General features: G+C 41.4%; 23 protein-coding genes. 12 read left to right on the forward strand and 11 right to left on the reverse strand.

The annotated features are described in order from the left end of the window. Nucleotides 1-314 precede the first annotated feature (314 nt). Complete coding sequence (locus VK664_RS22840; RefSeq protein WP_461401028.1) at nt 315-635, reverse strand: hypothetical protein; 321 nt, start codon at nt 633-635, stop codon at nt 315-317. Nucleotides 636-922: 287 nt separating this feature from the next. Here VK664_RS22840 and VK664_RS22845 point away from each other — a divergent pair, with 287 nt between their 5' ends. The 3 genes from VK664_RS22845 to VK664_RS22855 all read left to right on the forward strand — a co-directional run bounded on the left by VK664_RS22845 (nt 923) and on the right by VK664_RS22855 (nt 4,048). Next, entirely contained in the window at nt 923-1,222 is a 300-nt protein-coding gene (locus VK664_RS22845) for a co-chaperone GroES (protein WP_461401029.1), read from the forward strand. Between the two features lie 72 nt (nt 1,223-1,294). Beyond that, nucleotides 1,295-2,932: a chaperonin GroEL gene (gene groL, locus VK664_RS22850; protein ID WP_461401030.1), complete on the forward strand. Its 1,638-nt coding sequence runs from the start codon at nt 1,295-1,297 to the stop codon at nt 2,930-2,932. Between the two features lie 375 nt (nt 2,933-3,307). Beyond that, the gene (locus tag VK664_RS22855) at nt 3,308-4,048 is read left to right on the forward strand and encodes an SGNH/GDSL hydrolase family protein (protein WP_461401031.1); all 741 of its coding nucleotides are present in this window, start codon (nt 3,308-3,310) and stop codon (nt 4,046-4,048) included. A gap of 167 nt (nt 4,049-4,215) precedes the next feature. Here VK664_RS22855 and VK664_RS22860 read toward each other — a convergent pair whose 3' ends face one another. From VK664_RS22860 to VK664_RS22870, 3 genes are all read right to left on the reverse strand, one after another. Beyond that, a complete protein-coding gene (locus VK664_RS22860) occupies nt 4,216-4,815 on the reverse strand; it encodes a 3-keto-disaccharide hydrolase (protein WP_461401032.1) in 600 nt (199 codons plus the stop codon). Nucleotides 4,816-4,985: 170 nt separating this feature from the next. Continuing rightward, the gene (locus tag VK664_RS22865; protein ID WP_461401033.1) at nt 4,986-5,492 is read right to left on the reverse strand and encodes a cupin domain-containing protein; all 507 of its coding nucleotides are present in this window, start codon (nt 5,490-5,492) and stop codon (nt 4,986-4,988) included. A 6-nt stretch (nt 5,493-5,498) separates the two neighbouring features. Further along, a complete protein-coding gene (locus VK664_RS22870; RefSeq protein WP_461401034.1) occupies nt 5,499-6,449 on the reverse strand; it encodes a hypothetical protein in 951 nt (316 codons plus the stop codon). 91 nt (nt 6,450-6,540) lie between these two features. Between VK664_RS22870 and VK664_RS22875 the strand changes: the two genes are divergently transcribed. From VK664_RS22875 to VK664_RS22885, 3 genes are all read left to right on the forward strand, one after another. Further along, nucleotides 6,541-7,023 (forward strand): hypothetical protein, encoded by a 483-nt coding sequence (locus tag VK664_RS22875; RefSeq protein WP_461401035.1) that lies wholly within the window; start codon nt 6,541-6,543, stop codon nt 7,021-7,023. A 106-nt stretch (nt 7,024-7,129) separates the two neighbouring features. After that, nucleotides 7,130-7,615 (forward strand): FKBP-type peptidyl-prolyl cis-trans isomerase, encoded by a 486-nt coding sequence (locus VK664_RS22880; RefSeq protein WP_461401036.1) that lies wholly within the window; start codon nt 7,130-7,132, stop codon nt 7,613-7,615. A 35-nt stretch (nt 7,616-7,650) separates the two neighbouring features. Further along, entirely contained in the window at nt 7,651-9,078 is a 1,428-nt protein-coding gene (locus VK664_RS22885; RefSeq protein ID WP_461401037.1) for an L-serine ammonia-lyase, read from the forward strand. A 42-nt stretch (nt 9,079-9,120) separates the two neighbouring features. On the opposite strand, the gene VK664_RS22890 is transcribed toward VK664_RS22885, so the two are convergent. Both VK664_RS22890 and VK664_RS22895 read right to left on the reverse strand, forming a co-directional pair. Beyond that, entirely contained in the window at nt 9,121-9,507 is a 387-nt protein-coding gene (locus VK664_RS22890) for a VOC family protein (RefSeq protein WP_461401038.1), read from the reverse strand. 17 nt (nt 9,508-9,524) lie between these two features. Further along, nucleotides 9,525-9,938 carry a helix-turn-helix transcriptional regulator gene (locus tag VK664_RS22895; RefSeq protein ID WP_461401039.1) on the reverse strand — a complete coding sequence of 138 codons (414 nt, stop codon included), beginning with the start codon at nt 9,936-9,938 and terminating at the stop codon, nt 9,525-9,527. A gap of 263 nt (nt 9,939-10,201) precedes the next feature. Between VK664_RS22895 and VK664_RS22900 the strand changes: the two genes are divergently transcribed. The 6 genes from VK664_RS22900 to VK664_RS22925 all read left to right on the forward strand — a co-directional run bounded on the left by VK664_RS22900 (nt 10,202) and on the right by VK664_RS22925 (nt 19,194). Further along, on the forward strand, nt 10,202-10,468 hold the full coding sequence (locus VK664_RS22900) for a DUF3601 domain-containing protein (protein WP_461401040.1): 267 nt from the start codon (nt 10,202-10,204) through the stop codon (nt 10,466-10,468). A gap of 322 nt (nt 10,469-10,790) precedes the next feature. Further along, nucleotides 10,791-13,136: an ABC transporter permease gene (locus tag VK664_RS22905; protein WP_461401041.1), complete on the forward strand. Its 2,346-nt coding sequence runs from the start codon at nt 10,791-10,793 to the stop codon at nt 13,134-13,136. A gap of 117 nt (nt 13,137-13,253) precedes the next feature. Then, nucleotides 13,254-13,775 carry a gluconate 2-dehydrogenase subunit 3 family protein gene (locus VK664_RS22910; RefSeq protein WP_461401042.1) on the forward strand — a complete coding sequence of 174 codons (522 nt, stop codon included), beginning with the start codon at nt 13,254-13,256 and terminating at the stop codon, nt 13,773-13,775. Nucleotides 13,776-13,822: 47 nt separating this feature from the next. Continuing rightward, nucleotides 13,823-15,523 (forward strand): GMC oxidoreductase, encoded by a 1,701-nt coding sequence (locus VK664_RS22915; RefSeq protein ID WP_461401043.1) that lies wholly within the window; start codon nt 13,823-13,825, stop codon nt 15,521-15,523. Nucleotides 15,524-15,677: 154 nt separating this feature from the next. Next, on the forward strand, nt 15,678-16,538 hold the full coding sequence (locus VK664_RS22920; protein WP_461401044.1) for a sugar phosphate isomerase/epimerase family protein: 861 nt from the start codon (nt 15,678-15,680) through the stop codon (nt 16,536-16,538). A 166-nt stretch (nt 16,539-16,704) separates the two neighbouring features. After that, nucleotides 16,705-19,194, forward strand: a complete 2,490-nt coding sequence (locus VK664_RS22925; protein WP_461401045.1) for an ABC transporter permease — start codon at nt 16,705-16,707, stop codon at nt 19,192-19,194. A gap of 123 nt (nt 19,195-19,317) precedes the next feature. On the opposite strand, the gene VK664_RS22930 is transcribed toward VK664_RS22925, so the two are convergent. The 5 genes from VK664_RS22930 to dnaE all read right to left on the reverse strand — a co-directional run bounded on the left by VK664_RS22930 (nt 19,318) and on the right by dnaE (nt 26,878). Then, a complete protein-coding gene (locus VK664_RS22930) occupies nt 19,318-19,776 on the reverse strand; it encodes a DUF1569 domain-containing protein (protein WP_461401046.1) in 459 nt (152 codons plus the stop codon). Nucleotides 19,777-19,938: 162 nt separating this feature from the next. Beyond that, nucleotides 19,939-21,063, reverse strand: coding sequence for an aminofutalosine synthase MqnE (gene mqnE, locus VK664_RS22935; protein ID WP_461401047.1), 1,125 nt, complete (start codon nt 21,061-21,063; stop codon nt 19,939-19,941). A 158-nt stretch (nt 21,064-21,221) separates the two neighbouring features. Beyond that, a complete protein-coding gene (locus VK664_RS22940; protein ID WP_461401048.1) occupies nt 21,222-22,517 on the reverse strand; it encodes a NupC/NupG family nucleoside CNT transporter in 1,296 nt (431 codons plus the stop codon). 220 nt (nt 22,518-22,737) lie between these two features. Beyond that, nucleotides 22,738-23,055 carry a thioredoxin gene (trxA, locus tag VK664_RS22945; RefSeq protein WP_458924545.1) on the reverse strand — a complete coding sequence of 106 codons (318 nt, stop codon included), beginning with the start codon at nt 23,053-23,055 and terminating at the stop codon, nt 22,738-22,740. A gap of 184 nt (nt 23,056-23,239) precedes the next feature. Next, on the reverse strand, nt 23,240-26,878 hold the full coding sequence (dnaE, locus tag VK664_RS22950; RefSeq protein WP_461401049.1) for a DNA polymerase III subunit alpha: 3,639 nt from the start codon (nt 26,876-26,878) through the stop codon (nt 23,240-23,242). Between the last annotated feature and the right edge of the window lie 68 nt (nt 26,879-26,946).

Below are 26,946 nucleotides of genomic sequence, written 5' to 3' on the forward strand. Positions count from 1 at the left end.
TTAAATTTACACATTTGCAGAAACCATTCTCATACATGAGACCTGTTCGGAGTTACTGAAGTCCATCAGGGCCCATCAATCCCTAGCACAACATGAATACCTAAAAAAGCCGATCAGGGAACTAAAAGCCGATCAGGGAACAAAAGCCGATCGGAGACAACAGCAGAGACCCGGAATGAACAATGGTATTAACCAGGAATCACAGTGGCAAATCAAACCAACCTCAGGCCCATCCGGCGAAGGGAAGAACCGAGTGAACGCCATGAACGCGCAAAATGAACAATGTAAAATTCAGGCAACAGTCGACACGAGGATCATCTTTGCACAATATTAATTACTTCTACTTTTTCTTCCCCCGTACCTTCCCAGGCATTAGACCGGGATCCTGTTTTTTTGAGGGTCACCCTGACAGCCAGTTGTGATACCTTGTAATTATCAGGAAGATTTACAGGTTCGTAGCTCACAGAATTGTCAGTAATCAGAAGCCAGGCTTCTGCCGTACATGCAGGTCCGCAAGGGAACTTTGTTTTTGAAATAGTGGCAGTTTCAGAGATAAGATTAGATTCGTCCTTGCTTTTTGAGCAGGATATGAACAAAAGTTGGGCAAGTAGCAATGCCAGTAGGGAGTTTTTCATCAGTTTGGGATTTTGGCTGGGATTCAATTGGGGTCTTAAGACCTAAACGTAGTTTCGGGGCGATTAGTCTGTTTAAAACCAAATACCTGGCTTGAACTGTAAAAATGACACAGTGGAGAGAATATAGGTGGCGGGGCGGCCATATGTCTGACAATGCTTACACTGACCCTGCAAAATTGGCTTTTAAAAATGAATTGGTACAAAATTCGCCTACATTTGCCAGCCTTCAGCCTTACGCGCCTGAATGGTAAATTTCTTACAATTCACTAAATCAAAAATTGATAATTATGGCTAATTCTAAAATTGCCGCGCCAAAAGTTAATGTTACCCCTTTACACGACAGGGTAATAGTGAAACCAGCTAAAGCGGAAGAAAAGTCCGCCGGTGGTATCATCATCCCGGATACCGCAAAAGAAAAACCACAACGTGGTACAGTAGTAGCAGCAGGACCTGGTAAAAAAGACGAACCTGTAACAGTTAAGGTCGGCGATACAGTTTTGTATGGCAAATACTCCGGAACTGAAATTCAGATTGAAGGTGATGATCTCCTCATCATGAGAGAAAGTGACATTCTTGCAATAGTTTAATTATCGTCAGTTCAGTACTGATGTCTTCAACTTGTCACAATAAAAATCAAATAAACAAATAACAATATAATCATGGCAAAACAATTGTTCTTCGATATCGAAGCCCGTAATAAGATGAAAAGGGGCGTTGACGTCCTTGCAAATGCCGTTAAGGTTACTCTAGGTCCAAAGGGACGCAATGTGGTATTAGAGAAAAAATTTGGTGCTCCAATTGTAACTAAAGATGGTGTTACTGTTGCAAAAGAAATTGAACTGGAAGATCCTATCGAAAATATGGGTGCTCAAATGGTTAAAGAAGTAGCTTCCAAAACTGCCGATATTGCAGGTGATGGTACTACAACTGCTACTGTTCTTGCACAAGCTATCATCAGCGAAGGTTTGAAAAACGTTGCTGCCGGTGCAAATCCTATGGATCTGAAACGTGGTATTGATAAAGCCGTAATTAAAGTGGTTGAAAACCTGAAAGCACAATCAAAAGCAGTTGGTTCCGACAGCAAAATGATTGAACAGGTTGCTACCATTTCAGCTAATAACGATAACAATATCGGCAAACTGATCGCCCAGGCTTTCACCAAAGTTGGTAAAGAAGGCGTTATCACTGTTGAAGAAGCAAAAGGTACTGATACAACAGTTGATGTTGTAGAAGGTATGCAATTCGATCGTGGATATGTATCTGCTTACTTCGTTACAAACAGCGAAAAAATGGAAGTTGAATTGCAGAACCCATACATTCTTATTTATGATAAGAAAGTATCTGCAATGAAAGACATTCTTTCTGTACTTGAAAAAGTTGCTCAAAGTGGTCGTCCATTGCTGATCATCTCTGAAGATCTGGAAGGTGAAGCACTTGCAACACTTGTTGTAAATAAATTACGCGGTACTTTGAAAGTGGCTGCTGTTAAGGCTCCTGGTTTTGGCGATCGTAGAAAAGAAATGTTACAGGATATCGCAATCCTTACCGGTGGTACTTTGATCAGCGAAGACATGGGTCACAAACTGGAAGCTGTTGAACTGGTTTCTTTGGGTCAGGCTTCTTCAATTACCATTGATAAAGACAATACTATTATTGTTGGTGGCAAGGGTAAGAAAGATCAGATCCAGGCTCGTGTTAATCAGATCAAAACACAAATCGGAACTACAACTTCTGATTACGATAAAGAAAAATTACAAGAGCGTCTTGCTAAATTAAGCGGCGGTGTTGCAGTTCTTTATGTTGGTGCAGCTACTGAAGTTGAAATGAAAGAAAAGAAAGACCGTGTTGACGATGCTTTGCATGCAACAAGAGCAGCTGTTGAAGAAGGTATCGTTCCAGGTGGCGGTATTTCCTTTATCCGTGCTATCGAGTCTCTCGAAAAACTGAAAGGTTTGAACGAAGATGAAAATACCGGTATAGCTATTGTTAAACGCGCTATCGAAGAACCACTTCGCCAGATCGTTGTAAACAGTGGTATCGAAGGTAGCATCGTTGTTCAAAAAGTAAAAGAAGGTAAACTTGATTACGGTTTCAATGCCCGTACTGAAGTTTATGAAAATCTTTACAAAGCTGGTGTTATCGATCCAACTAAGGTTTCACGTATCGCGCTTGAGAATGCAGCCTCTATTGCAGGTATGCTTCTTACAACCGAATGTGTAATCGCAGACAAACCTAAGAAAGAAGAAGCTCACAACCATGGTGGTGGTGCTCCTGATATGGGTGGAATGGGTTATTAACTCCCGGCGTCGATGCAAGTTTAATTGTCATTGGCTCAATATAGAAAAGGTCCTGACTGGTTTTTCCCGCAGGGCCTTTTCGCATTTTAAAAACATCGGGATTTTGGCACCTTAAGCATTTCATCTTCTACCTCAAATATTTTACCCGGTTTCCATTATTGTTTCTGATTGAGTTGTTTCTGGTATTTATTGTTTCTGATTGAGTTGTTTCTGGAATTATTGAACTGGATGGATGCGTTGTTTATCCCAGGAATTGGATTTGAGATGACGGCAGTAAAAAAGGTATTAACGCAATTGGTGTTTGAAAGGCAGCTGGTTTTTTAAACTCCATTTGTAGTGTCGAACTTCTGTGCGAGAAAATGCGTATATAGATGTATGACAGGAATTGAATCTTTTTCAATGCTGATAAAAGTGGCTGTTCTAGGAATTATCCTGGCGTGCAACAAACAATCACCCGCGAAAGCGGGCAACATCAATATAACAATAGCACCTGCATCTGGAGTTATAGATACCGGCTTAAAACATTACCTCGCCCTGGGAGACTCTTATACTATCGGTGAGTCAGTACCGCTTTCAGACCGATATCCTGTGATTGTCACGGAAATGCTGAGGGCCATGGGGTTGAGTTTAGCTGATCCCGAGATAATCGCCCGGACGGGCTGGACAGCCGGCGAACTTCAATCGGCTATTACAGCTACGAAATTTGCATATACCTATGATGTGGTAACCCTGCTGATTGGCGTGAACAACCAGTACCGTGGTGGCTCACTCAACTTGTACAGGCAGGAGTTTGAGCAAAACCTGAAAAATGCTATTGTCCTGGCCGGTGGTAAAACCAATCATGTTGTTGTGTTGTCTATACCCGACTATGGTACCACACCCTTTGGACAGCGCGGTGATCCGGAAAGGATAGCAAAAGAAATCGATCAGTACAACACAGTTAACAAAGAAGTATCCGAAGCTTTAAAAGTGAATTATCTTGATATCACAGCAGATTCGAAAAAAGCACTAACCGATGCTTCGCTTGTGGCGGCAGACAGTTTGCATTTCTCCGGCAGAATGTACAGGCTATGGGCAGAACAACTTGCACCCATGATAAAGAGTAACCTCGATTAACATCAAAATCCTTAGCCACATCAAAATCCTGCCCCACATGTAGTTTCATAAACGAATGAGTAAGTTGTTTCATTAATGAATGAGTATGTTGTTTCATTAATGAATGAGTATGTTCAAAAAAAAATCCGGCTACTTCACTAGCCGGACCTTATTAAACAATTATCAACTTATAGCTCTTTTATTTTCATGTTTTTCCAACGAACCTTGATACCACCACCATCGTGGATCTGCAAAGCGATAAAACCTTTGCCCTGGCCAATCTTTTCGTCTTTTAGGTTCACCATTTGATGACCATTCAGCCAGGTAGTCACCTCATCGCCCTTTGCTCTTATTTTCATCTGGTTCCACTCGCCGGTTTTAAGCCATTTTTCGTCTTCTGGTTTTGGTTTGATCAACCAGTTACGGCCATAAGATTCATATATACCACCACTGTTATGATTAAGAGGTGCCACTTCAACTTGCCAGCCGGAAATTTTTACACCTTCTATACCTGAACGAATAAAAATTCCACTGTTACCATTTGCTTCCTGTTTAAATTCAACATCAAGTTCGAAGTCCTGGTAGTTTTTGTCAGTTGACAAATAACCATATTTTTTGTCGGGTCCGCTTTCACAAATAAGTTCGCCATTTTCAACATACCATTTTTCGGTTCCGTGAACAGTCCAGCCTGAAAGGTCTTTACCGTTAAATATCGAAACGGCTTTCTTTTGAGAGTAAATCGTAACAGATAAGATAACAGAAAGGGAAAGCAGCAAAAGATGTTTCATATGTTCAATTTAATTTTTTGTTGTTGGTCATACGGAACGCCCTGTAAACATCACTATATGTGTAAATATCATCAGCCGGGCGTTTCATATGTTCTTTTTATATTAGGCTTTAAATGTAAGCAATTTATCGAGGTTATATAAAGTGTTGAAGGATCATATTAACTCAGATTTCACTTATAAGTCATTTCTGCAATGAGAGTTTTATGTTCAGGATATAATGCTGAAAGTTCAGCACGAACAGCAAGTTGGAAATCAGCGAAATCAAAACCCGGAGCCACCGTGCATCCTACGAGTGAATAGATGCCATTACCGGCAATCCTTGAGCCAAACCACCTGCCCGCTGTTACCAGCACCTGGAATGATTCGCCTTTCTGGGTATCACGGCCTAGCTTATGCGTAATTAGCTGGCCGTTGTCATCAAATTCGAAAATGTCCAATGGATCTCCCTCGTAAAAATGCCAGGTTTCGTCACTGGAAATTTTATGGAAAGCTGAAAACTGCCCTTGTTCCAATAGAAAATAGATACTGGTTGAAACAGGCCGGGGCCCTTCAAAATTATTTCCAAGGCATTCTCTTTCGAGGATGAGCGGCGAGCGGTATGTTTGACGGAATGAACCGCCTTCTATGTGTTTTGAAAGGTTGAGATGTTGAATCCAATAAGCAGCATCGGGACGCATAGAGCTTTATTGTTGTATTGAGACCTTCATTTCTTTCCTGCCCCAATACCAGGTATTGAGCGAATCTTTGATCCTTGCAGTATCTGCCGGGGTGCCTGGCAGATCTACATATATCTTAAACGTGCTTGAGTCTGCGGTTTCCATTTTCATTTTCGGGTTTACCAGGGCAAGTTGACCGATTCGTTTCAAAGCCCTTGTTTTAGTCGCCGGCGTTTCCAAAATATAACGGAATGTACCCGGCGTTACCGATGCCTGGGCAACCGGAGCAGATGATACAGGAAGAGAATCTGTTAAGGTTAACCTGGCTGTTGTATCAACGGTATGTACAGTAGCCGAATCAAGAGCGGGGGTAGAAGCCGCTTCGGGAGGTTGATTGTCTTCGATTGCTGCCGGGGTGAGTGGTTCTGTATTACGATTATATAAGTAATACCCACCCCAGATCACGGCTCCAAGCCCGAGCGCAAGCCCGATGCCAAGTAATGCTTTGCGATTGCTGTTGTTATCTGGTTCAATTTGCGAATATCCACTATCAAATGCCGGACGCTTTTTGATAATCTTTTCACCAGCTTTATCCCCTTCCAGTCTTTCCAGCACAGGTGCCCCGGCTGCAAACTCATAATCGCCTTCACCCACTTTATGCAATGTTCCAATCCCTTCCAGGAAAAACGGTTTTCCAATATTCAGCAGGAGTTTTCCATCAGACAAATAGGATTCAAGATCAGATTCAGCCAGGGGGCGGATTTTACCTGTCTGTATGCGGATAAAATCTATAAAATCGTCATCCGGTTTTTGGATGGTCTTTTTTGTAAAGCGAATATGTTGTTTAAAGTCCGGAGAATTTTTATCTGAAGAATCCGTGATGGGGATGGATGGATCAATCTCGAAACTGCCTATCCCCGGGAGGTTCAGTTTTTTGTTTTGGTAGAAGTATTGTGCAAATACAGAGGATAATTTCAAATTATGGATTTTGGTCCTAAGGTAAATTAAAAATGCTGATTTCAGTATAAATCCATGATAGTTAATTAGTATTCTTAATTTTGCGGCCGTTATGAATAGTGAACAGGAACGACTTTATATTGAATACTGGGAGGCTAACCGCGAACGGGAAGGCAAGCTGATTACTCAGTTATTATTCGGTATCCCGGTTGGTATTCTTTTTTCGGTGCCGGTTTTGGTGATCCTGATAAGTGCAAGACTTTGGTATAAGCGTGCAGATATGGCAGCGAACAGTACACTTAGTCCAGCGCTGCTGATAACCGCGGTTGGTTTAATTGCCGGTTTCGTGGCTGTAATCTACAAAAGGCACCAATGGGATATGAAGGAACAGCAGTATCTTGAGTTTAAGGCAAGGGCTGAAAACCGGGTAAAAAACGAAGCAGGAAATTCTGTCAAAACCGAAGGCCTGAGTTCCGCCAAAACTGAAGGTGGAATTTCTGACAAAACTGAAGGTCGGATTTCTGACAGATTGAGTACCAGGCGTTCCGGCTTAACTGAAGGAAGCAGTGCTGATAGCAAGGGAGATTTAGAATGAATGTTGTGTCAGTGCAGCGCTAAGGTTGGTGAATGAGTCTTATCAAGTTAAAAAACCAAAACAATAAAATAAAATCAAAACAAAATAATCAAATCAAAAAAAGAAAATGAGAAAATTAGTGGCAGGACTTGCATTGATCCTATTAATGTCAACGGGATGTAATAAAAAAAGTGAGTGTCCGGAAAATAATGATGTAGCTCCGGCCGTCGAAGAGCAAATGGTTAAGGACTATCTTACAGCAAATGGAATTACAGCCACAAAATATAAAAGCAACATGTACTACCAAATATTGACACCCGGAACTGGTGCTTTCCCAAATCAATGCTCAACTGTCGAAGTTGGCTATAATCTTAAACTAACTAACGGCAATACAATCCCGCAGTCTCCTGGCAACCAGGTTTTCAACTTGCAGGGCCTTATCCCTGCCTGGATTCAGGGTATTCCGCTCGTTCAGGAAGGCGGAAGTATACGTTTGTTCGCACCCCCGTCTTTAGCCTATGGTAGCCAGCCCCAGAGAGATGCTAACGGTAATATTACGATACCAGGTAACTCGGTTTTAATTTTCGATATTAACGTCGTCGATATTAAGTAAGATCTGAAAGTTGTTCAATTCCTTAAATCTTTTCTTTGCCACACGAAGCCATCTCTGTATTCGATATTTTCAAAATTGGCGTTGGTCCCTCAAGCTCACATACACTGGGTCCATGGAGAGCGGCACAACGTTTCATAATAAATATTGAAGCAGCCGGCGACTTGTTTAATATCAAATCTGTTCGTGTATTGCTTTATGGATCTCTTGCCAAAACAGGCATTGGACATGGCACTGACATAGCAGTTCAACTGGGACTTTGTAACGATGACCCGGTAACCTTTGATGTTAACGCCATTGCACCAAAGATCACTGATATTTCTTCGATGAAAATTCTAGTGTTGGCGGGCAAACATGAGATTGATTTTGATCCCAGAGAAGACATAGAGTTTCTGAAGACCGAAGCCTTACCTTATCATCCGAACGCTCTTACATTTCTTGCTTCGTTTATTGATGGCCGTGAGATTGCGGAAACTTTCTATTCTATCGGTGGTGGGTTTATTAAAAAAGAAGATGAACCTGCGCTGGTCAGAAAAGGGATCGAGTTGCCTTTTCCCATCGACAGTGCTGATGATTTGTTACACTGGTGCCGGCGCACGGGTCTCGCTGTAAGTGACGTGGTGCTTGAAAACGAAAATACCTGGAGACCGGACTACGAAACGAAGCAAGGATTGTTGGCGATCTGGGAAGTTATGAAACAATGTACTTTTCGTGGTTGTCATACTTCGGGGACTTTACCCGGTGGGCTGAATGTAAAACGGCGTGCGGCCGAATTAAATGCAAAACTACTTGGTGGCAGGACTTACGAAGATTACGATTCATGGCTCATGAAAATCAGGGCAGGCGGCAATGATTTTAAATACACGCTTGACTGGGTTAGCTGTTTTGCGCTGGCCGTAAATGAAGAAAATGCATCTTTCGGAAGGGTAGTAACAGCTCCAACCAATGGTGCCGCAGGAGTAATACCGGCAGTACTTCAATACTATACAATTTTTTGCGATGGTTATAACGAGGATAAGATTGTTCAGTTCATGCTGACCGCGGCTGAAATGGGCAGCATATTCAAAAAAGGAGCAACTATTTCTGCGGCCATGGGTGGTTGCCAGGCAGAAGTGGGGGTCTCCTCTGCTATGGCTGCGGCAGCTCTCACGGAAGTACTGGGCGGAACACAGCGACAGGTTTTGATGGCGGCCGAGATTGCTATGGAGCATCACCTTGGTCTTACCTGTGATCCGATTGCCGGCCTGGTCCAGGTTCCTTGTATTGAGCGTAATACCATGGGAGCCATCAAGGCAATAACGGCATCACAACTCGCACTGCAGAGCTCACCAGATTTTGCAAAGGTTTCCCTGGACGGAGTTATCAAAACAATGTGGGATACTGCAAAAGACATGAATAATAAATACAAAGAAACTTCTGAGGGAGGACTCGCTGTTCATATTCCAATCAGTCTCAGCGAATGTTGAACGGTTCATTGGCCTCTTGCTCATAGTCTTACAGCAGATGTATCAAAGAAGTTGGATCAGCTGGATATTATTACCGCAGGTATCATCTAAAACGGTGATTTTTACAGGGCCCATTGCTATTGGTTTTACACTGAAGTTTACTCCCAGCCCCGACAATCTCTCGAACTCCTTGTCAACATCTTCTACATTGAATACGGTCCACGGTATACCTGCTTCAAACAATGCTTTCTGGTAAACACGGGCCGGTTCAAATCCCATTGGTTCAAGAAGTAGTTCCGCACCATCCTGTTCTTCATTGGAAACAACCGTGAGCCATTTGTGCTCACCGAGGGGTAAATCTGTTTTCTTCACAAATCCGAGTATTTCAGTATAAAACTTTAGTGCCTCGTCCTGGTTTTTAACGGGCAGGCTGGTAATCTTGATTTTCATGCGACAAATATCCGGGTTCAGATTTGGAAATTATTATCCGGAATTGCTTTTTTGATTGACGACAATCTTCTAAAATAGGCGGGTGTATGACCAGTGATTTTTTTATATAGGGAGGTAAAAGATGTTATGCTGCAAAACCCGACCGCGACACAAACATCCGAGACCGCGTAGCCTTGTTTCAACATAAGTTTTGCTTTTGTTATCCGGATTTCTACCAGGTATTGATTGGGCGTTCTGCCATAAGTTTTCCTGAACAACCTGATAAAATGAAATTTTGAGATAAGTGAGGCCCTGGAAATTTCGTTGAGCGAAATGTCGCCCTGGTAATTATTATCTATAAAATGTTTTGCAACTATGATCTTTTGAATAACATAGTCCGGCGCCAGCATGGACCTTTTGTATATCTCTAAATGATCTGTATAGAGGCTCATAGAAAAAGTTAATAGTTGTCGATATGCAATCTACTCAAATGCCATCTACTCAATGCAATTTGTTCAAATGGCATCTACTCAAAATACTACCTTCTCAAATCCCATCTATTCCAGTGCTATTTACTCCAGTGCCATCTACTCAAAGAAATCTTCCAACCACTGAATGTCTATAAGTATCCTTTACAAATCCCTATAACTTCGGATAAGTTAAGAACACAATTCAGAAAACATCAAAAATAAATCATCAAAAATAAAACATCAACATGAGCAATCCCCTAAACCTGAACCCAGGTCAGAAATATGTAGTCGTAAAACCTTTCACAGACTATGACAAAAACGTTCACCCGGTTGGCGAGACCTTCACCTTCAGTCGCACGAATTTTCTGCCCTATGAAGACGGTCTTACCCTCCACGTCTTCCTCGACAACAATCCAAAAGAATTAATATGCCGGTTCCAATGGCGACAGGAGCAACAAGCTGACCTCATCGAAAACTTCACGCAATACGTAGAACCAGTAAACATTTCATAATTGACTTATCTCATAACTACTTTCATAACTCATAACTCATAATTCATATCTCTCTTGAAGTGATTCATATCTCTCTTGAAGTGATTCATATCTCTCTTTGCGTTCATTTTCGGACAGTCAGCCTTCAGAATCGGACAGGCGCAGAAACTAATTAATAAGTAAACATTTGAATGTCAGCTAATTAATTAGTTGGCATTTTTTTGTCTGTACACTATGCAGATCCTAAAAACCATTTCATAATTCACAACTACCTTTCATAATTCATAACTCATAATTCATAACTCTCTTGATAAGGCACCAGTTACTTATTGCGTTCAGGAATATGAAGAAGTTTAAAACTTCATTCCTGATAAACTTCCTCGGGTTGACAACTGGGCTTGTTTGCGCGTTTTTTATTTACCTGTGGATCAATGAAGAACTGCATTTTGATAAGTTCCATAAAAACGACAAGCAATTGTTCCAGGTAATGGAGCTAAGCAAGGAAAACGGTGAGATGATTGTTCACGATGGCACGCAGGGAATGCTCGCTGAGACAATGGCAAAAGATCTGCCGGAAGTTGAACTTGCAACTCCTATCATGTCATTATATGAAGAGGGAATGAGGATGGATGTGGGGCTTGAAAATAAAAGTTTAAAAGCATATGGTTCATTTGTCAGCAAAGACTTTTTTGAAATGTTTACATTCCCGATTTTACAGGGAAATAAAAGCCAGGTATTTAAAGATCGGAACAACGTTGTTGTTTCAAAGGAACTGGCTATAAGTTTATATGGCTCACCTGAAAATGCTATAGGCAAAAGACTGGGCTATGAAATGTTCGGAAACAAAAAGCAGGCATCTGTCTCCGGCGTATTTGCGACTTTGCCGTCCAATACTTCGATGAAATTTGACATCCTTCTTACTCATGAAATATTAATCAACGAAATCTGGACCAATGGCCAGAAGTGGTGGAATACCGGCCCATCCACATATCTGCAGTTAAAGAAAGGAACCGATGTTGCTAAGTTTAATAAAAAGATTCAGCACTTCCTCCAGAAATACAACGAGGGCAATATTTACTCCTTGTTCGTAAGACCTTATTCGGGTGCATACCTGCACGGGAACTATGAAAACGGGAAGCAGGTTGGCGGAAGAATTGAGTACGTTAAATTATTTTCAGTTATAGCCATTATCATCCTCGTAGTGGCTTGTATCAACTTTATGAATCTTTCCACCGCAAGAGCATCCAGGCGTCTCAAAGAAGTTGGTATCAAAAAAGCTGTTGGCTCATCCCGTCGTGCATTGGTGTTTCAGTTTCTTTGTGAAGCGATGTTTATGGTCCTGTTTTCAGTGTTGGCCGCATGCCTGATAGTCGCGATACTATTACCTTACTTTAATAATCTTACTGGAAAACAGATAGAGCTTAATATTAATGCTGAGTTGATACTGATGTTACTCACAGCTACCCTTGTTACCGGATTTGTTTCCGGAAGTTATCCTGCTTTTTATTTGTCTGGCTTTAACCCAGTGGTAGTTCTTAAGGGAAGACCTAAAAATTCAATCTCTGAACTATTGGCCAGGAAAGGCCTGGTGGTATTTCAGTTTACCGTTTCGTTATTGCTGATTGTTTCCGTGATTGTTGTTTATCAGCAGATGAAATTTATCCAGTCTAAAAACCTGGGTTATGACCGCATTTCGATGATTTCTTTTGAAAGATCGGGTGGCATTAATAAGAACACCGACGTTTTCTTAAATGAATTGAAACAAACTCCGGGTGTGTTAAGGGCTTCTACCCTCGAATCACGATTGGCACAAGCTGGCAACGGGTCATCCACATACGGAATCAGCTGGCCTGGTAAAGATGAAAAGCAAAAAATAGACTTTGCAGTGCGGTCCGTGGATTATGGTCTTATAGAGACCTTAGGTATAAAAATGAAAGACGGAAGAAGTTTTTCCAGTGAGTTTGGTTCTGATAGCAGCAGCCTTATTTTTAATGAAGCTGCCATTCGCGTGATGGGATTAAAAAATCCGATCGGCACACCTATCAGGATGTGGGATAATGATATGACCATTGTTGGTGTTGTAAAGGACTTTCATATCTCTTCGCTTCATGAAGCTATTGTACCCCTGGTATTCAGATACAATCCTTCCCATACATCGCTGGTGATTGCGAAAATAAAACCTGGAAAAGAAAAAGAAACTCTAAGCAGTATTGAAACATTATATAAAAAATATAATCCCGGGATCCCATTTGAATACTCTTTCCTGGACGATGAATACAAGGCACAATATGTTTCTGAAGAAAGGATTTCTGTTCTTGCGCAGTATTTCGCGGGGCTCGCAGTGCTGATCATGTGCCTGGGTTTATTTGGTCTTGCCGCCTTTAACGCGGAGGTGCGTACCAAAGAGATTGGAATACGAAAAGTGCTTGGTGCTACAACCGGGGCCGTCGTGCTGCTTCTCTCAAAAGATTTCTTTAAACTCGTTGCGCTTTCGATGTTGATTGCTTTCCCGGTTGGATGGTGGGTCATGAGCAAATGGCTAAGTGGCTTTGTTTACAAAGTTAACCTCGGGCCTGGTATATTCGTCGTAGCTCTGGTAGCAATCCTGTTGATTACAGTATTCACTATAAGTTTTCAGTCAATCAAGGCTGCTGTAGCAAATCCGGCCCGCAGTCTGAAAGCGGAGTAGTTCCGGTATTCTGTTTATGCGTTTTTTTAATCTCTTCACCAGCGTCTGTGGTAAGAAAATTTACCTATATTCAACCCCGGTATCGCCAATTCTTGTCATATAAATACAGCTTGTTTTATGGACCGCAGAACTGCAGTTAAAAATTTTGCGTTAGCATCCGGCGCATTGATTACACTTCCATCCTGGATGGTAAAATTAGGGTTGAGCGAACATCCAACTTTCCAATCAAGTTTTACATCCGAAGAACATGAAATTCTTGCAAAAATCTGTGATACCATCATTCCTGCCGGGAATTCGGTCGGTGCAATTTCAGTTGGCGTAGACAAATACCTGATAAAGCTAATTGATGATTGTTATGAGCCGGATATGCAGTCGAATGTGAAAAAACAATTGCATGCCTTGCAATCATCGGGCGCGGCTAATGATGGCAAAACATTTACAGACCTGTCACCCGAACTCAGACTTCAGTCATTGAAGAAACTATCCGCTTCCACAAACAAAGATGAACTGGAGTTTTTCAAGCTGATAAAATCGGAAACGATTCGTGGTTTTACTACTTCTCAGAAAGTGATGGTGAACTACCTTGGCTATAAAACAGCTCCTGGTCACTATTATGGTTCTGTTAATGTAAAAGCCTGAATTGAATTCAAGACCATTCAAGTTTATCAAAAGTAAATGCTGAATATATGCCTGGTATTTTAATTAATCCTGAAGAAAGGAATTTCGAAGCAATTGTTATTGGCTCCGGGGCAAGCGGTGGATGGGCTGCGAAAGAATTTTGTGATAAAGGACTTAAAACGCTTGTACTTGAACGTGGAAGGGAAGTGAAACACGGCAAAGATTATCCTACTGCATCAAAAGCCCCATGGCAACTTGACTACAGGGGTAATGTTCCTCTTTCAGGAAGAAAAGACTACCAGGGCGCACGTATGTTAAGAGCTGAAACATTGCCCTTTGCGCTGAAAGACGATGAACAACCTTATATACAGGAAAAACCTTTTCGATGGGTGAGGGGATATCATATGGGTGGGAAATCGCTTATGTGGGCAAGACAAACTCAACGCTGGAGTGATTATGATTTTGAAGGACCAGCCAGGGATGGTTTTGCTGTTGACTGGCCAATACGTTATAAAGATCTTGAACCATGGTACAGCTATGTTGAAAAGTTTGCAGGTATAGCTGGTAATAAAGATGGTCTGCCTGAACTGCCGGATAGTGAAGTGATGCCGGGTTTTGAAATGAGCCATATTGAAGGTTATTTCAAAGAAAGTCTTGCAAAGAATTTCCAGAACAGGCACCTGATCCAGGCCCGATGTGCACATATAACAGATCCGCAACCAATACATACACAGCAGGGAAGAACTAAATGTCAGAACCAGGCCATGTGTAATCGCGGTTGTGTATATGGCGGTTACTTCAGCTCTAACGCATCTACATTGCCCTGGGCACTGAAAACGGGAAATCTCACCATAAGACCGCATTCTGTAGTACATTCCATCATCTACGATGAAAAAAAGGGAAAGGCTACCGGCGTCCGGATAATTGATGCGAATACCAAAGAGATGGTTGAATATTACAGCAACGTAATTTTTGTAAATGCATCCACTTTAAACAGCAACGCTATTTTATTAAATTCGGTTTCATCCCGCTTTCCCAATGGTCTTGGCAATGATAATGGCATCCTCGGAAAATATATATCCTGGCACAATTACCGTGGCAAAGGCGGAGCAGAATTTGAAGGGTTTCGCGATAAAAAAACAGATGGACGCAATCCAAGTAATAGTTATATCCCCAGGTTCAGAAATCTGAAAAAACAGGAAATGGATTTTCTTCGTGGCTATGCTATTGGCATCGGCGGCGGCCGGGGAACTGAAACGGATACAAGTATGATTGGTGATCAGCTTCGTGAAAACCTTTTAAATCCTAAGCTGGGTAACTGGCGGATAAGCAGCTGGATGATGGGGGAATGTGTACCTCTTGAAAAAAATCATGTGCGGCTTCACAAAGAACTGAAAGACAAATATGGCATACCACAATTAATCGTATCCTGTGAATGGGATGAAAACGATGATAAGATGGTGGCTGACTATGTTAGCCAGATGACAGAAATGTTCCAGAAAGCTGGATTTATCAATATAAAAATTGAGGATACAAAATCACCTCCCGGATCTGATATACACGAGATGGGTGGAGTAAGAATGGGTTTGGATCCGGCAACTTCATTACTGAATAGCTACAACCAGCTGCATCATTGTAAAAATGTATTTGTAACCGATGGAGCATGCATGACTTCAACAGGCACGCAGAATCCAACGCTCACTTATATGGCTTTAACCGCAAGAGCGGCGAACCACGCTGTTGAAGAATTAAAGAGAGGCACGACTTGAAGAGAGATATGAATTATGAGTTATGAGTTATGAGTTAGTTGAGAGTGATTGAATGGTAAATTATGGGTATTATTGGTAAGAGGATGTTGGAATTGTTCACCATGGTTACGTAATAGTTTGTTTAATATTTGTTCATTAATTATAAAGCTGAATTATGAAGAAATTTTTTTGTCTGGGACTGGTAATGGCATTTTTAGTATGTGCAACTGATTTTGCACTGGCACAAAATAGTAAGCCGCTATTTACTGCGCCGCTGGGAGTGCAGGCTTATACATTCCGAAAAAGTTTCCCTAACAGTATACCAAAAACGCTGGATACAATAAAGATGATGGGATTCACAGAAATAGAAGGTGGGGGTGGACGTATATCGCCACAAGAATTCAGAAAGCTATGTGAAGAGCGTGGAATAAAAATCCCGTCTACTGGTGCCAGTTATGAGCAGCTGGCAAAATCTCCCGATTCGGTTGCAATCACTGCAAAACTTTTGGGGGCAAGTTATGTGATGTGTTCCTGGATACCTCATAAAAATAACACATTCACTCTTGAAGATGCAAAAAAAGCCGTTGAAGATTTTAACCGCGCAGGCAAAGTGCTGAAGGAACAAGGCATCACTTTTTGTTATCATACACATGGGTACGAGTTTCAACCTTACGAAGATGGAACGTTGATGGATTATCTGATAAAAAATACAAATCCGGAGTATGTTTCATTTGAAATGGATATTCTCTGGGTACAATTTGGCGGCGGCGATCCTGCGGCCTTGTTAAAGAAATACGGTAATCGCTGGAAGCTGATGCATCTCAAAGATCTCAGAAAAGGAACAAAAAAAGATCTTACCGGTGGAACTTCACAGGAAAATGATGTGGCACTGGGGACCGGCGAACTTGACTTACCGGCAATTCTGAAAGAAGCAAAAAAGGTCGGAATAAAACACTATTTCATTGAAGACGAAAGTAGTAATGTGATCGGACAGGTACCACAAAGTATAAAATATCTTAAGAGCCTGAAAGAGTAAATAGAACCAACTCAAATGACCAACACCATGATAACTTTGCGAGAAGTACTCATGGTTTTTTTTTAAGTCGATTTCTTCAGGCGTTTAATCTATTTCAGGGATATTGATTGCGCACTCCGAACCGTACATCAGCTTGTCCGTTTTCGGACAGTATCTCAAAACAGTGATGCCGAAATTGCTATTTAGTAACGGTTTCGTAGTTGGCATAGGGCTTGAGGAAAGTATAGATCTTACACTACGCTCCAAACTTAAACCAGTTACAATGCTTAAAAGTTATTTAAAAACAGCACTAAGAAATCTTAGCCGTAACAAAGCTTATTCTTTTATAAATATCTCCGGATTAAGTATTGGCCTTGCCTGCGCTATGCTAATCATGCTTTATATAAAAGATGAAGTAAGTTATGATCAGTTTCACCGGGATGTGAACCAGATTTACCGTGTTGTGAGCAAAAGAAGCGTTCCAGGGGATAGCGTTGTTCATAAGAATCCATATACCGGGTATTTCCAGGGTCCACGCTTTTCAGCTGCAGTACCCGAAATAACTGCTTTCACGCGTCTGCAATCGGACAGGCTTGATCTCAAAAAAGGCACTGAAGTAAGTTCGCAGGAAGTCTTTTACACTGACTCTTCATTTTTCTCGGTTTTTTCATTTCCATTAATAAAAGGAAATGGCAAGGAAGCACTGAAGGATCCGAATTCGGTAGTTCTTTCTGAAGAAATGGCAATAAAACAATTTGGATCGACTGATGCCATAGGTAAGACGCTACTTTTGAAAGATGGAGAAGAATTTTCATCTTACCTCGTAATTGGCATTGCTCAAAAACAACCTGAAAATTCATCTGTAAAGTTCGAAATATTGCTGCCGATAAATGTGAGCAAAGAAGAAGAAGCCCGGAGTCTGAACTGGTTAAATTCATTTATGAATACTTTTGTGGTGCTTGGTAAAGATGTTGATGCGCGGAAAGTTGAAAAGAAAATGCAGCAGGTTTTCGAACAGGATGCAAATGAAGCCATCAAAGAAGCAAGGGAAAAATATGGTATGAAGGACCATATTACCCAGTTATTACAACCGTTTACCGAAATGCACCTGAGTACTGATTTCCAGGCAGACAACGGCCTGGTAGGTGGAAGCAATCCTATGTTTTCTTATATCTTAAGTGGCATTGCGATTTTTGTACTTCTTATTGCATGCATAAATTTTATCAATCTTACTGTAGCAAAGTCCGTAAAACGTGCGAAAGAAATCGGTATCAGGAAAGTAGTAGGAGGGGACCGGAAACAATTGATTTTGCAATTCCTTGGCGAATCGTTTGTGCTTTCATTTGGCGCTTTTATCCTGGCAATACTACTTGTACAACTAGCACTGCCTTTGTTTAATGAACTGTCAAATAAAAAGCTGGCCCTGGCTTATCTCGTTGATGGTTGGCTTGTAGGAGCCTACCTTGTTTTGTTCTTAATTACATCATTAATGGCCGGTTTCTATCCGGCAATTGTTTTGTCCGGGTATCAGCCGGTTCAGACTTTGTACAGCCGCTTCACAATGTCAGGCAAAAATTATCTTCAGAAATCACTGGTCGTACTGCAATTTTTTCTGGCCTCTTTTCTTATCATAGCTACCATGGTAATCTATTCTCAATTAAGTTACCTAACCAGCACCGATCTCGGTTATGATGATAACAATCTGGTCATTGTAACTAACAGGGGGATGTCGCTGAATGATGTAAATACATTCAGGGCAGAATTACTACAAAACAAAAATATCATAGAGGTGGCTCCCAAAAACAATGGAATGTGGTCAACCGTTGCCAAAATAAATGGTGAAACTGAGATCAACTTTGCTTATGAAACAGTGGATGAGAAATATCTTCCAATAATGAAAATTCCGGTTGTTAAAGGGCGGAATTTTTCTACCCAGTTCACCTCCGACTCGATAAATTCAGTATTAGTGAATGAATCTTTTGTAACAAGGACTGGTTGGAAAGATCCCATTGGAAAGGAAGTTAATTTCTGGTACGATAACCGTAAGGTTAAGGTAGTCGGTGTTGTAAAGGATCATCATTATGAAGCGCTGAACACTAAAATCAAACCACAGATGTTCAGGATGACCTCTGGAAAACATTATGGTAAGCTCATCATGCGGATCCAGCCTGGAACTGAAACTGCAAGCTTGAAATTCATAGAAAGTTTATATAAAAAATTATATCCTTTAAATCCCTATAGTTATACTTTCATGGAAGAACAGAATCGCAAAAAATATGAGTCGGAAGATAAATGGAAACAAATCATTTTCTTCTCAGCCATACTGACCATTTTCATTTCTTGTATCGGGTTGTTTGGTCTTTCTGTTCTCTCAGCTGAAAAACGTGTTAAAGAAATTGGTATCAGGAAGGTGCTGGGTGCATCTGTGCAACAAGTGGTTCGTATTCTGTCAACCGACTTTTTAAAACTTGTAATACTTGCTCTGGTATTGTCGGTGCCGTTTGCCTGGATAGCTTCAAATCAATGGTTACAAAACTATCCATACAGAACTCCGCTCAACTGGAAACTATTTGCTTCCGGCGCTATCCTGGTGATCGCTGTTGCTTTTTTTACCATTAGTTTCCAGGCAATCAGAGCAGCAATTTCAAACCCAGTCAAGAGTTTGAAATCGGAATAGGGGAAGAGAGTTATGAGTTATGAGTGATGAGTGATGAGTTGTGAATTATGAAACGCAGATGCCGAAGGCCTTACAACCCCGATAGGGGTTGACTTCGCATAGCCCGGGGTGAAATCCCAATCATCAAACGCCAAATTGTGTAAGATGATGGTCAACGTGTTTGTAAAACATGTTGTTCCATTCTTCTTTCGAAAGTTTCCCGAATGAATGAGATGTTTTGTTGTGAAAATGGGCCTCGCCCAGTTGTTGGGTTTTATTGAGATGATCAATAAGTCTCAAACGCTCCTTTTCAAAATCTCTTACTTCGTGAATAAGAAATTGTGCCGCAGTCCTCATGTTTCGTTTGTATGGTTGTTCGTTGGTTACGTATTTTTTGACAAAAGACCTTAGCACGAAACCCAGGAACTTATTTGGTTTGGGATGTTTATTCTCGTAAACCATCTCATAGGTAACATTACAATGAGCCAGCATCTGGGCGACCGTCATTTTACCCCAGCCGGGTGTAGAAGTCGCATGCAGTTTGTTGATCCTTTCGATTAATTTCTCAGTTACCTCGCGGGAAAAAATATTTGGGAGAGCCATAAAATTAAATGTAAAGCATTTTAATGATTTGTATTCTTCCCCGTTTGTTTACTAAGTCATATAGATTTATAGCAGGAATTTATAGCAGGATATGTTCATTAAAAAACATTGGATCTTAATACTAGTAATACTAATCAGTGAATTAATATACCAATCAGAGAATTAATATACCATCAACTCCTTATACAAAGTGTCTCTTTCCACTGGCCTTCTCTTCACCTGTTTAATCAGGGAAACCAGTTGGTCGGTACTCATTGAAGGAGTTTGTTCTTCGGAGCCGGCCATTGAATAGATCTTTGTGGAATCGTCAATTGTGCCATCGATATCATTTACGCCAAATGACAGGGCAAGCTGGGCGTTTTGTCGGCCAAGCATCGGCCAGTAAGCTTTCAGATGCGGAAAATTATCCATGTACAAACGGGCAACGGCATACATCTTCATATCTTCTATGATGCTGCTTTCAGGCACATTGCTCATCGCATTGTCTTTGTTGCGGAACTTCAGCGGGATAAATGTATTAAAGCCACCTGTCTGATCCTGTAAGGCTCTTAACCTTTCCATATGATCGATACGATGTTCGTATTTTTCTATATGGCCATATAACATGGTTGCATTTGAATGCATACCTAGTTCATGTGCTGCACGATGTATATGCAACCAACCTTCAGCATCTACTTTGTCATCAGCAATCTGCTGACGGATCTCTGGATGAAATATTTCTGCACCTCCGCCGGGAAGGGAATCCAGTCCTGCTTCCTGCAAATATTTCATTCCTTCTTCTACAGTAACCTTTGCCTTCCGGAACATATAATCAAGTTCAACAGGAGTAAAACCTTTAATATGTAAATCAGGACGATGTGATTTTATTTTTCGAAGAAGATCGGCAAAAAACTCCATCGTAAGCTTAGGATGTACACCACCCACTATATGAACTTCAGTAACAGGCTGACCATCATATTTTTTAACTATGTCCAGCATCTGGGCAGTCGTCAGCTCCCAGCCATCTTCACGATGAGCATAGAGTTTTGAATAGGAGCAAAACTTACAGGAAAACACACAAACATTTGTCGGCTCGATATGAAAGTTGCGATTGAAATAGGTGGTATTACCATGAAGCCGCTCGCGGACCAGGTTAGCCAATGCTCCCAGAAACGGGAGGCTGCCATGCTCAAATAACATTAATCCCTCGGCAGGGCTAATCCGCTGTTTTCCTATTATTTTTTCCGCTATTGCGGCAATTGCTTTATTCGGTTCCCGGGCTGTTATTGCCTGTATGTTCTCTTTCATTTCAATGAGGGTTCAGTCACAAAATCGGTTGCAAAGGTATTACAGAATAACAAGCCTGAACAGAGAATGTTGGGCAGACTGAATCGGGAATGTTAGGCAGACTGAATTGGGATTATTGGACAGACTGAATTGGTAATGTTTGGCATCTTAAGATAAGACTAAGACAAGGCTCCGGCAATACAGCCACACATGAGGCAAGCAATAGTACCACCAATCAATGCTCGAATGCCCAGCTCAGTTAAATTTTTTCTTTGCGAAGGTGCAATCTGACTAATCCCACCAATCTGGATCCCGATTGAAGCGAAATTTGCAAAACCGCATAAAGCATAAGTTGCAATCAGGATGGATTTCGGATCAGCAATTGTACCGGCGTTTTTCATCTGCCCAAAAGAAACATAAGCAACAAATTCGTTTAGAATCGTTTTTTCACCAAGCAACTGGCCAACCGCAACCATCTCTTTAGAATTTACACCTATCAGCCATGCTACGGGAGAGAAGATATATCCGAGTAACATCTGTAATGAGAGAGAATCATAACGGCCATTTGTTGCCCGGGCGATATCATCATTAATACTGAACCAGTATCCAACAGAACCAAGTATCCAGTTACAGAGATACATCAAAGCAGTGAAAACGATCAGCATGGCCCCAACGTTTACCGCTAGTTTCATTCCATCCGTAGTTCCAAGTGAAATTGCATCGAGGAAATTATCACCGATTTTCTCCCTGGGTACATGGAGTTCGCGGATCACATTTTCAGTTTGAGGAAACAATACCTTTGACACAACTATTGCTGCCGGTGCGCTCATAATTGACTGGCTCAACATATGTAACGCAAAATATTTTTGCTGATCCGGGTCGTTCCCACCGAGAAATCCTACATAGGCCGCGAGCACACTACCCGCGGTGTTCGCCATACCCCCAACCATGATACATAGAATTTCAGACCGGGTCATCTTATCAAGAAAAGGCCGGATCATCAGCGGAGCTTCAGTTTGTCCAAGGAAAATATTGGCTGCTGTTGAAACGCTTTCCGGGCCGGAGATCCCGATTTTTTTCAACATCCAGGCAAAAACAAAAACTATCTTCTGAAGGATGCCGAGATAATACAACATAGCCGACAAAGCCGAGAAAAATATAATATTTGGTAAAACCTGGACGGCGAAAATATAGGCCCAGTGACCAGAAGGGTCGGCAAGGTTACCGAAGATAAATTCGATGCCTTTATGCCCGATATTTATAAGCTCAACAAATTTGGCTGATAACCATCCAAAAAAGATCTTTACAAAATTCACCTTCAATACACCAAGTGCAAAACAGATCTGTGCAACTACTCCGATAAGAACAAGCTTCCAGTTGATAGCTTTCCTGTTATTGCTGAGGGCAAAACAAACCATAATCAAGAAGAACATTCCCAGAAGACCACGAAGCAGGTTATCGACGTGAAGATTCATTCAGCTAGTTTTTGGTAACAAACAGGATTCAATGGCCGGCAATATAAAGCTAAGAACTCATAAACTTATCAATTTGTTCCTGCAAATCACTGCTTTATTGAGTGCAAATCACCGCTATATTGAGTGGAAGCTCATTCTTATGTTTACTCTATGAAACTTGCTTTTACACAAAAAAAAAGCCCCCCAGATTATATGGAGGGCTGATAAAGTTGACACCGAATCAGATATGTTGTTCAATTTTCTTAACGAAATTTGATTTTGGTTGAGCGCCAACCAACTTGTCTACAACCTTACCACCCTTAATGAAAAGGATAGCCGGAATTGAAGTGATACCGTAGTTAACAGATAACTGCGGATTGTGGTCAACGTTTACTTTTCCGATATTGATTTTTCCATCGTATTCTTTGGAAAGCTCCTCGATAACCGGGCCTATTGCACGGCAAGGTCCACACCATTCTGCCCAAAAATCTACAACAGTAAGTTTTTCTGAAGAAATCACTTTATCCTGGAAGTTTGAATCATTGAATTCTGATGCCATAGTTTTATATTTTATTTTATTATTCTAATTCTTTCAATCAGTATGCTGCTATAGGGCAAATTTACATCCAATCGACAATAACGGCATGTTTGACATTCCCACAGATGTTGATAACAACTTTAGGAGCTGTTTTTCTGACATTTGGTCTGTGTTTAAACGTCAAAGCTATCTAATTTTCTGTATATTAATTAGTTAAAACCTGTACTTCCAGCTCCTGTTTGTCATACAAATAAGCCGCCAATTCGTCATTCATTTCAATCCCGGTCTCCATTGTAAACATCGTGATCTTGTTTTGTGCCCTTGGATCGCTGATGTTGAACTTCAGACCGGTTCTTCCGGGATTCGATTTAACATTGTTTTCCAGGAATCTGACCAGTCCTTCATCTACAAACCTGGCTTCGATGTCAACTATAACCTGTTTTGTCAGCATTTGTTTAATGCTTTCCAATAATATTATCTTTTCTATCTTAAACTCAAACTCGATTTTGTTAAAGCGAGGTTTGAATGAGCCCGTGACGAACAGGTTTTTTCCCTTTTCCAGGTATGCAGCATACCGTGTATAATCGTCGCTCCATAACATCAATTCCGTTTTTCCGGTATAGTCTTCGATCATCAATGAACCGAATTGCCTGCCCGTTTTTGTAAGCCTGTGCTGGGCATCAACTACCAGTCCCGCGAGCCGGAAAGTACGACCGGCATTAGGAGAAAGATTGATTGCGTCTTTGATCTCATTAAATTCGCCCAGTCTGGTTATTCCATAATGTTTTATTTCAAAACGGAAATTATCGAGTGGATGTCCACTCATAAACATACCAGTTACTTCTTTCTCGTGATCCAGCAGTTCAACCAGCGGCCAGGGTTCACATGTTGGAATTTTAGGAGGTACCACATCAGGCATAGCAAGGTCGCCAAATAAGGTATTGGAAGCGCCGGCTGAATTTGTTTGAAATACATTTCCAAACCGTATTATCTTTTCCATGCCCGTAGTATTATCACCCTGTGGTATATGGAAATACTGGGCACGATGCATTTCGCTGAAACAGTCAAATGCACCGGCATAAACAAGGCTTTCCAGCGTTTTTTTATTAACAGTGCGCTGATTGATTCTTTTGATCAGATCAAAAACGGTTGGATAGTGGCCATTAATTTCACGTTCAGCGATGAGGCTTTCAACAGCAGCTTCACCAACTCCTTTCAATCCGCCAAGACCAAACCTGATCTCACTTTTATCATTTACTGCAAAACCTTTTTTTGATTCATTAACATCCGGGCCGTAAACTTTCTGACCCATACGTTTACATTCTTCCATGAAAAATGTAATCTTTTCAATACTGCCGGCATTGTTGAGAACAGCTGCCATGTATTCTGCAGGATAATGGGCTTTTAAATAGGCGGTCTGGTAAGCCACAAAAGCATAACAGGTGGAATGCGATTTATTAAAAGCATATTGAGCAAATGCTTCCCAATCGGTCCAGATCTTTTCAAGTTTAGCCGTATCAGGATATTTTTTTGACGCTCCTGATATGAACTGGGCTTTCATTTTATCGAGAACTGACTTCTGTTTTTTACCCATTGCTTTCCGCAACACATCGGCATCTCCTTTGGAGAACCCTGCAATGATCTGGGAAAGCAACATCACCTGTTCCTGGTAAACCGTGATTCCATAGGTTTCTTTCAGGATGTCTTCCATTTCCGGGAGATCATAGGAGATTGCCTGCCGGCCATGTTTACGATCAATGAAGTCAGGAATATAAGCCAGCGGACCCGGGCGGTACAAGGCATTCATTGCTATCAGGTCATCAAACTTATCCGGCTTCAGGTCCCGCAAATATTTTTGCATGCCCGTACTTTCAAACTGGAAGGTGCCATTTGTTTCGCCTTTCTGGTAGAGCTCAAAAGTTTTTTTATCGTCGAGCGGAATATTATCAATTTCAATGCTGATACCATGGTTTTGCCGGATTAGTTCAAGCGCATTCTTAAGGATTGATAGTGTTTTCAATCCAAGAAAGTCCATCTTGATTACACCAGCATCTTCGATAATGTTTCCTTCGATCTGGGTGACCCATAGGGGAGAATCTTTGGCAATACAAACCGGTATCAATTCGGTGAGATCCCGAGGAGCGATGATGATACCAGCGGCATGAATACCGGTGTTTCTCACAGAACCCTCAAGTCTCTCTGCTTCATGCAAGACCTGGCTCTCAAGCCCGGTAGTTTTATATATTTCGCGAAGCCTCTTTACATTCTCCATATCCTCCGGGCCGACTCCATCTTTTTCCTCCAGCGATTTTTCGCCTTCTTTTGGATTAAGCGGCGCGTGCAGGACTCTTTTGAGTTCTATACCCGGCCGATCTGGTATGAGTTTGGCCAGCGCGTTGGCTTCAGGCAATGAAAGATCAAGGGCGCGTGACACATCCTTGATACTCATTTTGGCTGCCATGGTACCATAAGTAACGATTTGTGCTACCTGGTTTTTGCCGTATTTCTGCACGACATAGTCAATCACCTTCTGTCTTCCTTCATCATCAAAATCCGTATCAATATCCGGCATGGATTTCCTGTCCGGGTTCAGAAAACGCTCAAAAAGCAGATTGTACTTCAACGGATCGATATTGGTAATCGCGATACAATAAGCTACCACACTACCCGCAGCAGATCCACGTCCCGGCCCCACAAATACACCAAGTTCACGTCCGGCTTTAATAAAGTCACTAACGATTAGAAAGTAACCGGCAAAACCCATCGTTTTGATAGTATGCAATTCAAAAGCTAATCTTTCTTCTACGGCAGGAGTGATCTCAGTATAGCGGTTTTTTGCACCGAGATAAGTGAGATGTTTGAGTAATTCCCACTGGTTAAGATTAGAGTCGTTATGTATAGCAAACTCTTTTGGTACAGGGAATGCCGGAAGTAGAATGTCTTTTTTCAGGTTAAGAACCTCAACCCGGTCGACTATCATATTTGTATTATCAATAGCCTCCGGAATGTCATGGAACAATTTTTCCATCTCATCTTTGCTCTTGAAATAAAACTGGTCATTCGGAAACTTGAATCGCCTGTCCTTTGTATTTCCATCATCGTTTACATAATCATCATAACCGGGGGTGCTTTTCTTTTCACCGGTATTGATACAAAGGAGGATATCATGTGCATTGTAATCATCACGATCAGTATAATGGCTGTCGTTGGTTGCAATCATCGGAACATTGTATTTCCTCGCAAACTTTATCAGGGTCTGGTTAAGGATTTCCTGCTCCTTCATGTTGTGACGCTGCAACTCAATAAAAAAATCTTCACCGAAAATGTCCAGCCACCATTTAAATTCCTTCTCTGCTTTTTCTTCACCTTCTTTTAAGATCGCCTGTGGTACATGCGCACCTATGCAGCAGGTTGTAGCGATTAATCCTTCATGATATTGTGATATAAGTTCCTTATCAATACGGGGATATTTACTATACATTCCTTCGATATAGCCGAGAGATGTAAGCTTAATCAGGTTCTGATAACCAACCGGGTTTTTTGCAAGTAAAACCTGGTGAAAACGCTGATCTTTTTGTTCCTTGGTAAATATCTTGCGATGACGGTCAGCCACAACATAAAATTCACAGCCAACAATTGGTTTCACCTTTAACGAGCCATCATCGTTTTTGTGTTTGTAAGCTTCAGCTACAAACTCAAAAGCACCGAACATATTTCCATGATCCGTGATGGCCAGTGCCGGCATGCCTTCCTTAACTGACTTTTTATAAAGACTTTGAATAGAGGCGGCCCCATCCAATAATGAAAACTGAGTATGTACGTGAAGATGAGAGAATTTTGGCATGTGTAAAGTGACAGGTTTTGTACCTGCAAATTTAGTTCATGCGGAGCAGGAATCCTCAAGAGAGTTAT

Origin of the sequence: Flavitalea sp. (genome assembly GCF_035489435.1) — a bacterium.
GTDB lineage: Bacteria > Bacteroidota > Bacteroidia > Chitinophagales > Chitinophagaceae > DATHKG01.